This window comes from Cronobacter muytjensii ATCC 51329 (genome assembly GCF_001277195.1).
In the GTDB taxonomy this organism is placed as follows: domain Bacteria; phylum Pseudomonadota; class Gammaproteobacteria; order Enterobacterales; family Enterobacteriaceae; genus Cronobacter; species Cronobacter muytjensii.
Genome location: NZ_CP012268.1, coordinates 1676421 through 1691383, shown reverse-complemented (window position 1 = coordinate 1691383; position 14963 = coordinate 1676421). Strand labels below are relative to the sequence as shown.

The window sequence follows — 14963 nt, the reverse complement described above, 5'->3', positions numbered from 1 at the left end:
GGTTTACTCCGTGAAGTGGATTTCGTCGTGATGCTCGATGTCGCCGTCCGGCCCGTTGTCGGGGTCGATAAAGTCCATATCGATAGCCACCGTTTCGAGCGGGACAAGCTCGTCCAGATCGCGGTGATGGCGCGTGTCTATGTCGGTTATTTCCCGTTCAGCAGTAAAATCGAACTGGTAATAAAGCGCGGCGCGGTTCATTTCGACCACCTGCCCGCCGTCATAGGTGATCTGGTGTGTGCAATCGTCCGGCTCCCATCCGAGAATCGCGCCGAATATCTCCGCCCGGATTGAATCGACGGCATCAAACGCGGCAGCCTGCCCGCGCATGTCCCGCCGGTTGTCGAGCACGACAACCACGGCGAAACCCTCATTCACAACCTGGTAGTAGTCGGTTTGAGACTCCTGGTGGGAGACGGTATCGCCGGTCGGAATGACGTAAGCGGCGGGAAGCATCATCTTTGCGTTAGGCTCCAGCGCCTGAAACTCAGCCGCGCCCGCGACTCGCGATTTAAAAGACGGAGCGCGCTCTCTCAACGCCTCGATAATTAACGATAATTTCATGACCTTACCCTCCTGACTTTCGGCGGTCGCAAGGCTTTTCGTAACGCGCGTTGCAGTGTGTAGCGCGTCCAGGCTTTGCGACGCTCTAACACTTCGGTCATGTAGTTATTACGTGGGGCAACTTTCCACCCGGAGCCGCCGGATTTGCCTTTGTGGTGCGAGCGCTGCCGCTTCGCGCCACGGCGAACGCCGTAGAACAGGAAAGCCGGGTAAAAGTCGCCCTCAATGGGCCGGTTGCCCTCGCCCCGTTTCTGGTTCGGCGCGATACGCACCATCAGGCCGGGACGGTTTTTCGAGGCGCGCGGAACGTAATAGCCGATTGAGCGCGCCAGCCTGCCGGTTTTGTATCCGGGGTTTTCGCCAGGTTTCGACGTCCCCCGTTTCATTACCAGCCGACGGGCATCCTTCATGTGAACCTGACCGATTTTGACGAATGCCTGGCGCATGACGGGGCGTTTAAACTCCATCTGCTCCGGGACGTCGTAATCGACGTGAAAGAGAGGGGAATCAGCCATAAACCACCCCACAGTAGTGATCCGCGTCGCCGAGGCTCTCGCACTCCAGGAGCAAGAACCGGTGCTCGGAATTGAGATCCCGGATTCTGCGGACGCGCAAAACCTCACCTCCGGGCAACACGATTTGCCACTCGTTCGACATGCCCGACCGGTAGCGAATCGTGATGAGGTGCGTCACGGCCTCGCCAGTCTGAACAGAGGACTGATAAGTCGTCGCGCCGGTTTGCTGGACTCTCGCCCACACCCGGAAGGTGTCGAGCTCCTCGCTTTCCGTGCCGAAATCAGCCGCCGGTGAATCAACGCGCTTTCTGAACTGAACGCGTCGGTTAAGCTCTCCGGGGTCGGGAAATGAATAGCGCGTCGCTGTCTGTGACGGACTTCTTTTCATAGCGGGATAAACCTGTATGCATCGACAAGCCATTTAAACGACTGCGGCATCTCCGTCATTTCCACGTCAGACGTTGATGATCGGTTTTCATAAAGATGACTACAGAGCATCAGCATCGCCTGGCGGATATCGTCAGATACGACGAGTCCGTCCTCGTCAGTGTCGGGGACTTCCGTCGCGTATAACCTGCGGTTGAGGTAATTCGAGGTGCGGGCCTCAGCGGCCCCGCCGAGGAGGGTTAAAAGCGCGTCCTCCTCGGTGAAATCCTCCTCAATACGCAACTGCGTTTTAATTTCTGAAAGGGAAAGAATCACGGCTCGGCCTCAATAAAAAACGCCCCGGAGGGCGTTATTTAGATTTAGTTCGCTTTTCCGCTGTGACAGTGACGGCGCAGGAAGCAGAAACGCCGGAGCCGTCCGCCGCTGTCGCGGTAACGTCTACCGGGCCGCCCTCAGCGACGCCAGTAACAACGCCCGAGGCGTCAACGGTTGCAATGGCTTCGTCTCCTGACGTCCAGTGAAGCGCCTTGTTTGTGGCGTTTGCAGGGGTGACACTTGCTTTAATTGGCGAGGCTGTGCCGACCGCGACAGAAAGCACGGTCGGGTCAAGCGTCACCCCTGTTACTTTGCCTCGGCTTTACCGACCAGCGCTTTAACCGCTGCGGCATCTTCGAGGGCGCAGTCGAAGCGATGGAATGCCAGGAAGCCTACCTGATCATATTCCGCGTAACGCTCAGTGAGTCGCATCAGGGTCATGTACGCCACACGGCGTAAGATGAAGCGGTCAAAGTCACCGCAATACACGAACTGTTTACCCGCGCCAATATCGGCAATCGCCTGATCAATAACGTAAGGCACGTTGAGCACGGTCGCCGGTGCCATACCAACCACATCCGGGAGCCAGAGCGGACGGCCCTGCGCATCTTTCATAGAGGAGATTTTCAGCAGGGTATTGTCGTTAAATGCAAAGCGGAATTTCGGCGAATTGCGATAGGCCGGATCGACGCTGTGTTTCAGCGCGAGCAACTCCTCCCAAGTAAACGCGTCAGCGGCTGCGGCGGATGTGGTTTTCGTCACCCACTTAGCCAAGCCTTTAACGTTTTTACCGGTGCCGTCACCGTTAACGATTTGCGCTGCTTCGCCACGGCCCAGGCGCTGCGCGATACGTGCGGCCAGATAGCCGTTCATGTCGATGCCGCTATCCAATAACAGCTCGTTAGAAACGCGGATAATTTTCGACGTCATTTTTTTGGCACCGATAGTGATCGGCTCGAAAGTGACATCGCCTTCGCTCGCTTCCTCGTTCTCTCCGAGCATCACGCCCATATCAGCGGTGCCGTCACTGTAAGTCCAGTCGATATCCTGACCGTTCGAGGTGCTCAGAATCTGGCAAACACCCGCGATCCCGCCGTAGGCTTTCATTGCCTCAACGACACGGTTTCGGAACTGTTTCGGCACAGTGAAACCGCCTTTAGAACCGCCGCCCTCGCCGTCGTCGATACCCTGGGCGCGGAACTCTTTTAGAGTGCGCTTTTCTTCCGTTGACAGCTCCCCTAAGCCGTGGCGGACAAACTTGTCGAAAACAGCGGCGCGACGTTCATCTTCGGAGCCCTCCGGGTTGTTGCGGTGTTCGGGTTCGTTTTCGGCTGCGAGGATATTATCCATCGCGCGGAGTTCTTCCTCGCGCTTAATCGCCGCGTCGAGCTTGTCGTATTCGTGCTTTGCATTGTCCCACTGGCTGCGCTGTTCCTCAGTCCAGGACCCGTCGCCGATTTTTTCGTTCAGGGCGCGCATTTCAGCGGCGATAGTGGCGCGTTTTTGCTGCATTTCGTGCAATTTCATGAGATCTATCACTCTTTTTTCAGATATAAAAAAACCCCGCCGAAGCGAGGTTGTTTAATGAATTGTTTATTTAAAATTACGGTCGCGCTATCAGGTCGAGAACACGCTCGCGAGCGGCTTTCTCTGTCGCCTGCTTTTGCCGCGCCTCAGCACTCCGCTGATCCTGCTCTGCCTGTTGGCTGCGCCACTGCTCCAGCGAACGGACGGCGCTATCGGCCTCCTGATAAGCCGGATAGGTGACAGGCGAAACGTCCAGCAAGCGGGAAAAGCGAGTAATTTCGCGAACGACGACGCCGTCTTCATCCTGATACCAGCGTTCGCCGTCGCGGGCGACACGGAACGCAAAGGAGCTTTGTGAAATGTCTCCGCGCTGCATCGGCGCGAGAACCAGATCGCGGATTGTCTGCGTTTGTGGAGCAGTGATTTCGTAACGCAAGCCTCTGTCGTCGACAGAGAGGGACAACGTCCCCGCCGAGCTGCGTCCTAAAATAAAATTAGGGTCATGGTTAAACAGGGCGCGAACATCGTCGCCGAGGACGTCGTCAAACGCTCCCGGCTTAATCACTTCGCGGAACGAGCCGAAAATCAGCTCAGAACGGCTGTTAAATACAGACGCATAGCCAATAATTTTGGTTGGTTCGCCCTCAACCTCAGCGGCGCGGACGTCACCAACGTAACAGCGCTTTTCAATATCACTCATTGTCAGGATTTCCCTCCGGGGTTTTGTCTTTACTTCCGCTTGTCTGCGCCGCATTGACCGACACGAGCATCTCATCAAGCCCCGGAACCGGGTTTTTATCTTCCAGCGCCCGGACTTCGTTACGGCTTAACCAGCCGTCGGTGATTGCGTAGTGATAGAACTCGGCTCGCTCTTTCGGCGTACCACGCAACAGCCCGGCCAGATTGAATTTGACGTAATAACCGGCGGCCAGCTCCTGCCGGGTAAACAAGCGGCGATTTAGCTCCTGCTCCCAGTTAACAACCCACGGCATAATCGTGAATCGCACGAACTGGATCGACTGCTCGGAAATATTGGAAAACGTCGCTTTTTCGAGGTCGTTAATCATGTGCGCCGGCACATTGAAAATCCCCGCTATCATGCTGCGGTTTAGCTTCATCATTTCGACGAGCTGCGCGTCTACTGGCGATATGGTCAGGGCTTTGTAATCCAGCTCGGCAGGGAGTAAGAGTGTTTTGTTTTCCTGCGAACGGAGCGCGGCAGCAGCTTTCTGCCAGATTTTTTTAAGCCGATCCCACGATTTATCGTTCAGCTCCTGCTTAACGGACACTATCCCCGCCGGGCGCGCATTGCCGTTAAAAAAACTCTCTGTATACTTCTGCCCCGAGAGTCCCAAGCCGATAGTTTGCGCGTGCTGCATAATCGGGGAGATCCCCCATTTGTCGCAGTTACCAATCGCCTTAATATGAACCATATCGTCGGGGTGAACCGACCAGCTCCCTTCGTCGGTGTAAATCGCGTAACGCCAGCGGCCATCAAATTTAGTCAGACACGACTCCCACGGCATCCGGTGCGCCAGCTCGATAACCTCGCCGCGCCGGTTGCGTTTAATCTCTGTGTACGCATTGCCCCAACCTAAAACGTGGCGTTGCATCAGCTCGCGCCATTTATACGAGGTCTCCCACGGGTTCGGCTCGTCATGAACGAGATGGAAAACTGGATGTTCTGTTGCCTGCCGAACGTTTTTCCCTTCGCGCCGCAAAACGTGTAGGGGCATTTGCGCCAGGTTCGACGAGATAACGTAAATACAGGAATAAACCGCCGCCAGTTTCATAGCCGTCTCAGGCGAGACAAAAACGTCTGAAACCATGCCGGACGTTGTCGCGATATTTTCGCCTGTCAGCGGTGTGGCGGGATTTTCGGGATTACCCTGCCCTGCGTTAGGGTCAGAACGGAAAAACGCGTCGAGTAACATCAGCGCCTCCTGTTGCGGGCCATTGCGAGCCCGGTTATCAGAAAACCGCTACCAGCAACCGCCAGTGCCGGAGCCAGACCAAAGCGCAGGTAGCTGGCAGCAACAAGCAAGCCAAAGCCTGCGACGCCAAACAGGTCGTGGATTTTCATATAGCTAGAATGTCCTCGTCGTCGAGATTAGAAAGGAAATCGCCTGGCTCGTTGAGCATGGCCCGGCCAACACCCATCATTGCCGCGACTGCGCCGTCAATTTTGTTCTCGTTGCCCTCTTTGGTCGGACGGACAACATCGTCAGAGCCTGCGTAATACTTGCCGACAACGTTCTGGATGCACCAGGTCAGGATCGGGTTTCCATCGTGATGGAAACGGCCAGCCGCGAGCGCGGCCTCGATTTCTCGCATCGGGTCGGACATGTTCGTAAAGTTCTGCGTAATGGTGACAGGATTTAGCCCTTCATCGTTGAGCATATGCGCCAGTGACGTCGCGCCGTAAGGGTCGATGGGGCATATCTCGATTTTCACCGTGTCACGGAGCCTGAGAATCGACTCGAAAATCACCCGATAATCGACTTCTGCGCCATCGGTCGGGATCAGCACACCTTGATTAACAAACGACTGATAGCGCTCGGCGGTGCGTTTTAGCTGCGGATCTGTTGAGTAAACCGTATCCTCTGGCACCCAGAACTGAGCGCCGATGCAGTAAAAGTGTTTAAGCCCATCGATTTCCCGCATGAATACTGGCACCACGGCGTTGAGGTCGAGCTTTGATGCCAGGTCGATCCCGAGATAACACGGCTCTCCCTCAAAATCGGCAAGCGTCAGCGACGGGTCGGCAGCCTCCTGCCAGCGCTGCATGTTGTAAAACGCGGCTTTACTTGAGACCCAAAGGTTGAAGTGCTTGGTCAGGATCTTGTTAGTCTGGCTCGGGGTAGTTTTTGCAAGCTCCTGCTTGGCGCGCAGAAATTCAGGCTTGAGCGAAACGCCAAGGTTAGGGTTCGCTTTCCGAATGGCTTCCTCAGAGGTCCAGTCGTCATCCTTATCAAGGGTGTAAATGATGCCGAAAATCGTCTCATTTGCACCGTCAGTGCGAATGCCCTCAAGAATTTCCACCACCTGTGAGCGCTTGTCATAACAGGGCGAGGCAATATCGTAGCCCGCTGTCGTGATGATGAGCGTCAGTGGCTGTTCACGCGCGCCCTGCCCGGTCGTCATTGTCGTGTAAAGCGCATCTGTGGCGTGTTCGTGATACTCGTCGATAATCGCACAGCTCGGCGAGTCACCATCACCAGGGTCGCCGACAATCGGCGCAAACACCGAGCCATCTGGCCGGGTCATTTTTTTTGCCCACGGCTTTATTGAGAAGCGCTTACGCAGCGCCGGGAGTTTCTGCACCATTTGACGCGCAGGTTCAAAGACTTTAAACGCCTGCTTTTCTGTTGTGGCTCCGCAGTAAACTTCAGCGCCGTGCTCGTCGTCCGCGCAGAACATATAAATGCCCACGCTGGCAGCGATGAGTGATTTCCCGTTCTTACGGGGAACCTCGATGTAAATCTCCTGGAAGCGGCGAAGTCCATCTGATTTGCGAACCCAGCCAAACGAAACGCAGAAACAAAACTTTTGCCAGTCCTCCAGCGTCAGCCGGAGCTTTTTACGGGCCCATTCGCCGGACGTGTGGGGCATTTTTTGCGAGAAGCGACAAAAACGCTCGGCTTTATCTCTGTCGAACCTGTATGGCCAGCGCTGATCTTTGGCCCGCTCAAGGTCATTAAGATGGCGCTGACACGCGAGCTTTACATAACGGCAGGCGAGAATCTTCCCGGCGACAACATCCCGCGCGTAGCGATTCGCGTCGTTAACGTTCGGATAGGTCGCCATAAGTTAAAACTCATCAAATTCATTTCCCTCTTCATCGTCAGGCGTACCCGCGCCGAGCATACGCGCACGACTCATAGGGTCCAGGCCCAGCAACGAGCCAAGCCTGGTTATCTGCGCTACGGCATCGTTTCGAACATTAATCGCGGGATGTTTTTTGATGCCGCTCTCGCCGGTAGCGATGATTCCACTGGTTGCGATCATCTTCTCGGCTTCGATCATGAGGTGAAATGCATTACAGTAGGCCATGAGGACAGGAGCGTCCTCCGGTTCAAATAAACCACGCTCAATAAGTATCTTTGAGGTGCTTTTCCAGACCTTCACAGCAACGGCGCTCATTAGCTCTTGCGGCGGTCTGATATTTGTAATTGAGCTTTTGCCGCTTACAGGGAGATTCTTCTTTCGACCTCCACCAGCGGCCCGGACTCCGGCCATAAATTCACCTCCTGGTTGAGCAAGAAACCGGCAAAAAGCCTCCCGGAAAAAAATTCTTATTTCTCACGCGTAAAAATTTAGCGGGGCGGGCAGTCTGGAACGCTTTATTCACCAGAGATTTACCCCCGCCCCTCCCTGCTCGCTCTCCCTTATGTTCTGCATCATTCACCGCATCACGCTCAGTCGCTCTCTCGCTGTTTTAGCCTTGTGATGTTCAGAGCAAATGCATTCGAGATTACTCGGGTCGTCTGTGCCCCCGTGAGCTTTAGCGATGATATGGTCGACGCTTGAACCGGGACGAATGACGCCCTCACGCTTACAGGTCTGACACAACCCCTTGTCGCGCTTGATAACTAGGTTCCTTACCTTTCGCCACTCAGCACCATAGCCTCGCTGTGCTGCTGACCGCCCTTTATTGTGTCGTTCCCAGCCAGCGCCTTTATGCACTTCGCAGTATCCGCTTCTGTCTGTAGTTGATTTACCACATCCACGTTTACGGCAGGCTTTAGGAATTCTTGGGGGCATATGTGATTTCTTGCAGGGGACAGCAGGGAAAGGGTTGTAATAAGAAATGACTACTGCTAAACGAAGCGGGTGCTTCATCTTAAAAAAAAGCCCCACATAAGTGAGGCAAGTTGGGCATCAACCTTTCGTCGAGGGAAAAGGTTTGGGCTTATCAAAGACTTTGTAATTATCATAAATATAAATTAAAGATGTTAAATTTACTTGGAGACTGAAACTACCTTAACAAGTAGAACGCAGGTTTTTGATATTATAAACACAAGTTCGTAAGTGAACTGGAGGTTTCTGGAGCTATCTACACATATGTCCAGAGCTTATAAAAACATTCGACTGACATACATGCCTGAATACGCACCACATAAACCGCCATTATTGATACTATCGTGACTCCAGTGAATCCCGATGTTGCTGACATTTAACCAACACATGACCGTTAAATGAAGTAGGCAAGCAATTTCTTAATACAGATGTCGATCCAATATTATTTTCAAGATTGAAATCATCTCTGTTAATTTTGATTTCTGCTATTTCATACATAAAGCTAGGTAAAGATTTACCAAGATACTCGTTATCAAAAACCTTTACAACAAAGGAATCATCATCAATTTTAATGACATCATATCTTACTAACCGACTATTATCATTACTGTTTATGTAATATGTTTCCACTTCCGACATAACCATTTTCACCCCCACACTATCCTTTAATTGCGTCGCATTCTTAAAATGCGATGTCAGACATTACTCCCTTATAAGCTTTTAACATTTCGGTTATTAACTTATGGTGAGAAAACCGCCCGAGGGCGGTTCGTTTATACAAGGCGGATTGTAATATCATCCGCGATGGTATCGAGCGTCTTGAGATCCACACCCTCATCTTCAGTTGGCTCTTGACCTGGCTCGTCTTGCACAGGTTTATCCGAGGGAACGGGTTCATCATAATCAGGTTGCTGCGACATAAAACCTCCAGCATTTTGCACATGTGTGTGATAAAACACCCCGTTATTTCTTATCTTGATGGGGTTTTTTATTATCAGTTTCTGAACGCTTATCAGAATCTTTCTGATTATCGTTTTTATCATTTGCAATGTTCATAATGTAGTTTTTCATGGGAACTCCTGGGTTATGCAGAATTTTTCCGCCTTAAAACTATAGCCCCACAACCAAATAAATGATAGCTTTTTAGCGAAATTAAATTTTCAAGCATTCCGCAAAAGGCAATTTAAAAAAAATCGCCATAAAAAATCACCATGAAAAAAAAGCAAATGATGGACATATTTCCCCAGGGCGCTGATTACAAAGAATGAGTTATGAAAAGTTTAACTTCCCCGCCGCATTTTCATCCCAAACGCCTCTGTGCAGCTCTTAAACCTCGAAAAATCACAACATTAATACGGACTCAATTCAACTGACCATTTAGTCATCTTCAATTGATTTTTTATCATTAAAAAATTATAAAGCAAGCTCTTGTAATGTTTGCATAACTAAACGCCAATCCAGATTATCAGCAACGTGTCAGGTGGGTAAATGGTGGCCATCATTATGAGTTTTGACACAGGAAAATTACCCTGCCCACCGAGAATCACGCTTTGCAAAAGCATGCCGACGCTTTTGAGCTTATCGACAGGCAACTTTAACTGCGTTTAATTCACAATTAAATCCTGTTAAAGAAGCCTCTGTTTTTGTGAGCAAGATCGAGTAATTCCTACCCATAAAATGGTGCGATTCAATAGAGCAGCATTGGTGTAAACGCTAATGAATAGAAAAACTTACAAGAGAATTTTAATGAGATAGCACAATTCAATATGGCGGAAAATCTGTAGGTGCTGGCGCAAAATTGCTTATGGCCATTTCAATATCTTCTTGTAAAGGCTCCAGGTCAGACGTGCCTATCAGATAAGCTATGCCGTTATCAGTTATATAAGTCGTTATGAAAAACATCACGGATCTGGCTTCTTGGTCGTGGGGTATATGCTCAAAGAATTTGATATTTGTTTCGACTTTAAACAACTCGCCAGACCAACCATCACCGAACAGCATGACATCATTCATGATTATTCCCAGTAGGTATGGGCTAGGGATAGCCCATCTTTTAACAGAAAAGGCCACGCAAAAGCGTGGCCTTTGTTTGTCGCTTAGCTGGGCTTAACGAAGTCAACACTCAGGTGCCACCGGAAAATGTCGACGTTCGGCCAATTAAACTGGCTTCAATACCCTCATCTGGTGTTGGCAGGTGAACCGAAGTTACACGAAGCTTAACACCAAATCGGAAATAACTATCGAAAATTTTAAAACAATTGATAGTAACAATCAATGTATCGTAGATTGGCTATTTTTGGTCGTTAATAGGGGGAATTAATTTTAGGCAGAGGATATGCGCACCATGTCAGATAATTCCTTGCTTTATCAGGTGATTACCCACAATAAAGACCACAAATAGGCAAAAAATAGGGGTTTATAGCTCATAAATGCGCCTATTTCAGAGAATTATACCAAGCCTGCCATCGGTATTTGTCGAGCCTTAACTGTCTTAAGCACTTTGCGGTTTCTATATCAGCCAGTAAATCTTCGTCACTGTTTCTACCAGCATTACTTGCTTTGCATGGGGGCTCCATCAAATCCGCTGAGGGAATTGGCAGCGTCAATGGCGCGTTGCCGCAACCGCACAGCATCATGGTCAAACTTACACACAGTACGATTTGGAGACTGGACATATTTAATTACATCACGATTGATAACATGGTAAACGATTTTTCCTTCGTGACTGGTGCGAGCAGCTTTAATCTCAGAAGAACGAATCATATCTTCAGCTTTTGCTTTCTTACTTGCCGCCATCGCGTTTACGTAATCAGAGTGGGCATTCCAGCCAGCGCGCCAGGAAAGTAAACCCGTGAGCATAAAAAGCAGTACATAGATTACAAATTTTCCAATGACCTTCATTACCGATCCCACATGCAAACCTGATGTTCAACTTCTCGCCTGCTCATCAACCCTCTCCACTTCTTGCCACCAGCGTAAATCCAGCGCTTAAGCTCGTTACATGCCCCGACATAATCACCGTCGTTAAGCTTTTTCATCAGAGTAGATTTGATAGCTGCTGAGGGGCCGACGTTATAGGCAAATGAGTAGATAGCGGCGCGTTGGGTATCAGTAGTGTTTACTTTGATGTGCGGATCAATCTGGCGAGCGATATGTGTCATATCAGCTTGGGTAAGCGCATCACACTCGGCATCGGTGTAACGCTTTCCCAGAATAATGTCTTTGCCGGTATGTCCATCACAGACCGTAAGAACGCCAACCACATCCCGATAAGGCACATACTCGCGCCCTTCTAAGCCGTCTTTACCAGCAACCATTGCGGTGGCAATGGCAATAGCCCCACCGCCCACAGCTGCGACGATTCGTTGTTTTAATGCCGGGGACATTATTCTCCCCTTGCGGCTTTACGCCGATCTTCTTTCAGTTTGAAATAGAGGTTGGTCAGGAAGGTAAGGAAACCGAATACCAGGCTGCCGAGTACACCAATAGCTGCCCACTGTGATGGGGAAACTTTATCGAGGAGCTGGAGCACCCAAAACCCGGCATTACCTACAGATGTCCCATAGGCAATGCCTGTCGTTAATTTATCCATTTGATACATACTCTCACCTCCTCTGTTCAGGGAAGTGTTCTGTGTTAAGACAGGAGTGGAACGGAGATAAGGAAAAGGGCAAAAAAAAGCCAGTTCGGCAGAACTGGCGACATGCGTGACTTCAGGACGCTCCATAGCCCTTGTTCTGTAACGTACTATTCTTCCCTGAGTTAGTTAGGTGCGGCACATCTTAATTTTAACAATCAAGATGCATTCGGCACTCAATACCGGAAGAATTCGCTACAGCTAATTATTTGCACCATGTGAGGGGCGCGCTTTAAAAGTAGCAAGTCCTGGGACGAAAAGGATCGCTGGCATTAACGAAAAAAGTTTTATTTTTTTATATCGTGATTATTATCAACTTTTTAGTTTCCAGCACGTTTGCAATGTTTGAACGCCAGATAACATGAAAAGGCCACCTCTCACACAAGAAGCTCTACACCCGAGCAAAAAGGCGGTTGATAGAACCTGCCTATGTTAAGGAGCAGGAGCGTATCTCTTTACTGGACGTCAAAAGAGTTTTTGTAGGAAAGCCAATCATGCCAGACGTTCTCTGGGTCAACGTCAGGATAACCACGGCTCTCATACATTTTTAAAGCGATATCGTCAGGCATTACCATACCGACTGCATTATCGCGCAGTGTCTCAACCTCTTGTTGCGTCAACTCGCGACCGAGTTCTTTCTCTTTTGCAGTGAGTAAAACGATGAGAGCAGGAATAAACACCAGTGCCATTTGTTGCCCCTGAAGGTATCGGTAATGGAAGCCATATTATCTGATGGCACATGTCGCAGAAACAAAAAACCCGCACAAGGCGGGTTAGATATAACAGAGGCAAAATAACATAATGTAAATAAATTTACCGGTTTTAGTTCGGTTTTGCAATAACTTGTTTGTAATTTGCTACCTTCTGCTTCGAACGTGTTTTTGCTGCATCTATTACGGCCCTCTTATCCAGATAAATAAAATTGGCTCTCATCTGCGCCCACCGTGCGGCATATCCTTCCGACCACGTAGATTTTGTTACCCCAACCGTCTGCGCCAACGCATGGGCTTTGTAGCAGCCTTGCGGCTCATTTCGTAACTCGCGTTTAACGTCCTGCGCCGCCAGCCATACCAACGCACGCAAACGCTCCAGTGTCTTACCGGCGATGCGCTGTCCTTTGAGTTCCTCGCTGAAAGTCTCCCATCCCCAGCGTACTATCTCGACCTGATGTGCGTAACGGATGTTTTCGGAGTAACACCAAAGCAGCCAGGCGCATTCGACTTCATCAAGCGCCAGTACAGCCCGACGCCAGCTCGCGGTAGCGTATTCGACGGGAAGCACCAGCGCGATTGATGAACCTTTGGATCGGGACTGCACTCCCGGTACGGGTGGGTTATGTAAGGTAATCATCTTCCCGGTTTCCTCATCCCTAACCTTCAGGCGCTTTCGCTTGTAGCGGTTCGTGGCCAATTGAGCGTTTTCTGCGAACGCAACGAGTTGCCCCTTGGTTGACCCGCTTAAATCAGCGGTCGCGGTAATGAGTTGCTGACGGATGTATTCGTAATCCTGTGCTATCACTCTTCAATCTCCGTGACTTTAATACCCAGACGACCACCGGGAATGACTTCCCCGCGTACCACTTTTAGTTCGTCTATTTGCGAGTCGTTTTGCATGAAACCGCCCTTCTCTAGTGAGTCGCAGACCGCTTTGAGAATGTTGTCGATATCGCGGCGGCGCTTATCAGGCATGTTCGCGATAATGCGCAGCCTCAGCCGCGCAGGGGTGTTTATGTCGAGCTTGAGGATATGCAGGATCTCCTGCACTGCCCGACGGTACTCGCGGCCTTTCTTATTGATGTAGGTAATGCCATTTCCACGCCGCCAGTAGTCGTTAACACTTGGTGGATACGGCAATGTGAATTCATAGGTGTTCGTCATTTGGGCACCACCAGACCGCGCCGCGTCAGTTCCCGAAGCGTAAGCACGATGGCGCGGTCCATTAATGCGCGACGCTCCTCTCTTGTCAGTTCGCTGCCGTTATCGATAGCATGATGACAGTCAACACAGAGCGCTGCCGTCAGGCTGTCATCTGCCTTAAGGCCCATGCCTTTGTCCTCGTTGCGATGTGCCGCCTGTACACCCCAGCGGCGGCAAAGCACGCAACAATCTAACTGGCGAACGGCGGCCAGCCATTTAGCGCTTCGATAAATACTCTTCACCCTCACCTCCACATCCGTTGTTGAAATGTGGTGTCCTGCCGTGGCGGGTATTTGCTTTCCGGCAGCAGTACGCGAACAACGAACGTCTTACAGTCAGCAGACAGAGACCGCTCCGCTTTCATACCGCGTTTGCGATACTGGCGAAGCAGCTCGTCGGCCTCTTCTGCGGTGCAATCCGAGTGTTCAAACCATCCCATACGCATGATTAAGCCTCCTGCTCTGCCCGGAGCTGCGCATATTCACAGTCCTCAGGAATAGTGAGACGGCAACCGATGCTCAGAGCCCAAGCTTCAACTTGCGAGAGGAAGAAATGCATCTCGCCGGTATCGAGATCGGAGGTATGACGGAGGGAACTGATTGTAGTTTTCTCGCCGGTAATGACGTCAGTCATCTCACGGCGTTCGTAACCGAGATAGGAATGCTTCAGCGCGTCCTTAACCCACGCCGAGGAAGCAAAGGATTTGCCCCGCTTAATGAGATAGTCGCTGATTTCAGCAAACCACATGTGCGCCAGCGCGTTCTGTGAAAGGCTGCGAGTTTCGCGCCACGGTTTGATGATCAGGCGGTAGCAATCGCCAGTAGCCAGTAGCGGCTGCAATTGCTGGCCGATGGAAGCGAAGTTGGATTTGTGAAGGCGGATGCCGTCTTTGGGGAAGTTCACGCCGCACCTCCGTAGAGGTCGAACGCTGGACAAAGGAAAGCGCCAGTCTCGGGGGTACCCGGGGCCAGCGTATCAGGAAAGGCTAGTACTAAGTTGATATGCGCCATCGGTTTCTCCGATAAGGCGCAGTGACTACAAAGCCTAGGGTGTTCAGCCCTATTGCTTAATTATATTCGAGCTAAGGGAGCTAAATCCAGCTAGCCGAGTGGCCTGTCTGAAATCTTCTAGAGATGTCACGAACTCATCTTCTCTAAGCGCAAATCCATCCACAACCTCTAAATTATTCATGTAAAGCAAGATCGCGCCATTGAAACTTCCGCTTTCGAGTACGGGAATCAGTGCCTTGGGTACCTCGATATTGATTGTTTTCACAAAATACACCCCTTACATCTTAACGAT

23 protein-coding genes are annotated in these 14963 nt (G+C 50.8%); all 23 read right to left on the bottom strand.

Annotated features, from left to right (window positions below; all coding sequences use genetic code 11):
- Positions 1-3 precede the first annotated feature (3 nt).
- Positions 4-564 (bottom strand): Gp37 family protein, encoded by a 561-nt coding sequence (locus tag AFK63_RS07885; RefSeq protein ID WP_038862690.1) that lies wholly within the window; start codon positions 562-564, stop codon positions 4-6.
- Positions 561-1079 (bottom strand): hypothetical protein, encoded by a 519-nt coding sequence (locus AFK63_RS07880; RefSeq protein ID WP_038862688.1) that lies wholly within the window; start codon positions 1077-1079, stop codon positions 561-563. Before AFK63_RS07880 ends, AFK63_RS07885 begins: the two co-directional genes overlap by 4 nt.
- Positions 1072-1467 (bottom strand): phage head closure protein, encoded by a 396-nt coding sequence (locus AFK63_RS07875; RefSeq protein WP_038862686.1) that lies wholly within the window; start codon positions 1465-1467, stop codon positions 1072-1074. The genes AFK63_RS07880 and AFK63_RS07875 overlap by 8 nt, the downstream gene beginning before the upstream one ends.
- A complete protein-coding gene (locus AFK63_RS07870) occupies positions 1464-1781 on the bottom strand; it encodes a head-tail connector protein (protein ID WP_038862685.1) in 318 nt (105 codons plus the stop codon). The genes AFK63_RS07875 and AFK63_RS07870 overlap by 4 nt, the downstream gene beginning before the upstream one ends.
- 34 nt (positions 1782-1815) lie before the next feature.
- Positions 1816-2064, bottom strand: coding sequence for an Ig-like domain-containing protein (locus tag AFK63_RS20340; protein ID WP_236613098.1), 249 nt, complete (start codon positions 2062-2064; stop codon positions 1816-1818).
- A gap of 23 nt (positions 2065-2087) precedes the next feature.
- A complete protein-coding gene (locus AFK63_RS07865; protein WP_007749435.1) occupies positions 2088-3308 on the bottom strand; it encodes a phage major capsid protein in 1221 nt (406 codons plus the stop codon).
- 76 nt (positions 3309-3384) lie between these two features.
- Entirely contained in the window at positions 3385-4008 is a 624-nt protein-coding gene (locus AFK63_RS07860; protein WP_038862682.1) for an HK97 family phage prohead protease, read from the bottom strand.
- Entirely contained in the window at positions 4001-5242 is a 1242-nt protein-coding gene (locus tag AFK63_RS07855; RefSeq protein WP_038862681.1) for a phage portal protein, read from the bottom strand. Before AFK63_RS07855 ends, AFK63_RS07860 begins: the two co-directional genes overlap by 8 nt.
- Positions 5242-5391 (bottom strand): hypothetical protein, encoded by a 150-nt coding sequence (locus AFK63_RS21475; protein ID WP_165765736.1) that lies wholly within the window; start codon positions 5389-5391, stop codon positions 5242-5244. The genes AFK63_RS07855 and AFK63_RS21475 overlap by 1 nt, the downstream gene beginning before the upstream one ends.
- The gene (locus AFK63_RS07850; RefSeq protein WP_038862680.1) at positions 5388-7115 is read right to left on the bottom strand and encodes a terminase large subunit; all 1728 of its coding nucleotides are present in this window, start codon (positions 7113-7115) and stop codon (positions 5388-5390) included. The genes AFK63_RS21475 and AFK63_RS07850 overlap by 4 nt, the downstream gene beginning before the upstream one ends.
- Positions 7116-7118: 3 nt before the next feature.
- Positions 7119-7547, bottom strand: a complete 429-nt coding sequence (locus tag AFK63_RS07845; protein WP_038862678.1) for a phage terminase small subunit P27 family — start codon at positions 7545-7547, stop codon at positions 7119-7121.
- A 165-nt stretch (positions 7548-7712) separates the two neighbouring features.
- Positions 7713-8072, bottom strand: a complete 360-nt coding sequence (locus AFK63_RS20335; protein WP_038862676.1) for an HNH endonuclease — start codon at positions 8070-8072, stop codon at positions 7713-7715.
- A 375-nt stretch (positions 8073-8447) separates the two neighbouring features.
- The gene (locus AFK63_RS21205) at positions 8448-8747 is read right to left on the bottom strand and encodes a hypothetical protein (RefSeq protein ID WP_144420896.1); all 300 of its coding nucleotides are present in this window, start codon (positions 8745-8747) and stop codon (positions 8448-8450) included.
- A 134-nt stretch (positions 8748-8881) separates the two neighbouring features.
- Entirely contained in the window at positions 8882-9028 is a 147-nt protein-coding gene (locus AFK63_RS21410) for a hypothetical protein (RefSeq protein ID WP_155884332.1), read from the bottom strand.
- An 841-nt stretch (positions 9029-9869) separates the two neighbouring features.
- Positions 9870-10121 carry a hypothetical protein gene (locus AFK63_RS07840; protein WP_038862674.1) on the bottom strand — a complete coding sequence of 84 codons (252 nt, stop codon included), beginning with the start codon at positions 10119-10121 and terminating at the stop codon, positions 9870-9872.
- 537 nt (positions 10122-10658) lie between these two features.
- Positions 10659-11009 (bottom strand): hypothetical protein, encoded by a 351-nt coding sequence (locus tag AFK63_RS07835; protein ID WP_038862673.1) that lies wholly within the window; start codon positions 11007-11009, stop codon positions 10659-10661.
- Positions 11009-11494, bottom strand: a complete 486-nt coding sequence (locus tag AFK63_RS07830) for a lysozyme (protein WP_038862671.1) — start codon at positions 11492-11494, stop codon at positions 11009-11011. Before AFK63_RS07830 ends, AFK63_RS07835 begins: the two co-directional genes overlap by 1 nt.
- On the bottom strand, positions 11494-11709 hold the full coding sequence (locus AFK63_RS07825; protein ID WP_007749455.1) for a class II holin family protein: 216 nt from the start codon (positions 11707-11709) through the stop codon (positions 11494-11496). Before AFK63_RS07825 ends, AFK63_RS07830 begins: the two co-directional genes overlap by 1 nt.
- 491 nt (positions 11710-12200) lie before the next feature.
- Positions 12201-12434 (bottom strand): hypothetical protein, encoded by a 234-nt coding sequence (locus AFK63_RS07820; protein ID WP_038862667.1) that lies wholly within the window; start codon positions 12432-12434, stop codon positions 12201-12203.
- 133 nt (positions 12435-12567) lie between these two features.
- A complete protein-coding gene (locus AFK63_RS07815; RefSeq protein ID WP_038862665.1) occupies positions 12568-13263 on the bottom strand; it encodes a bacteriophage antitermination protein Q in 696 nt (231 codons plus the stop codon).
- Positions 13260-13622: a RusA family crossover junction endodeoxyribonuclease gene (locus AFK63_RS07810; protein ID WP_007749461.1), complete on the bottom strand. Its 363-nt coding sequence runs from the start codon at positions 13620-13622 to the stop codon at positions 13260-13262. The genes AFK63_RS07815 and AFK63_RS07810 overlap by 4 nt, the downstream gene beginning before the upstream one ends.
- Positions 13619-13915 carry a hypothetical protein gene (locus tag AFK63_RS07805; protein WP_038862663.1) on the bottom strand — a complete coding sequence of 99 codons (297 nt, stop codon included), beginning with the start codon at positions 13913-13915 and terminating at the stop codon, positions 13619-13621. The genes AFK63_RS07810 and AFK63_RS07805 overlap by 4 nt, the downstream gene beginning before the upstream one ends.
- A 193-nt stretch (positions 13916-14108) precedes the next feature.
- Positions 14109-14564 (bottom strand): YbcN family protein, encoded by a 456-nt coding sequence (locus tag AFK63_RS07795; protein WP_038862662.1) that lies wholly within the window; start codon positions 14562-14564, stop codon positions 14109-14111.
- Positions 14565-14963: the final 399 nt, after the last annotated feature.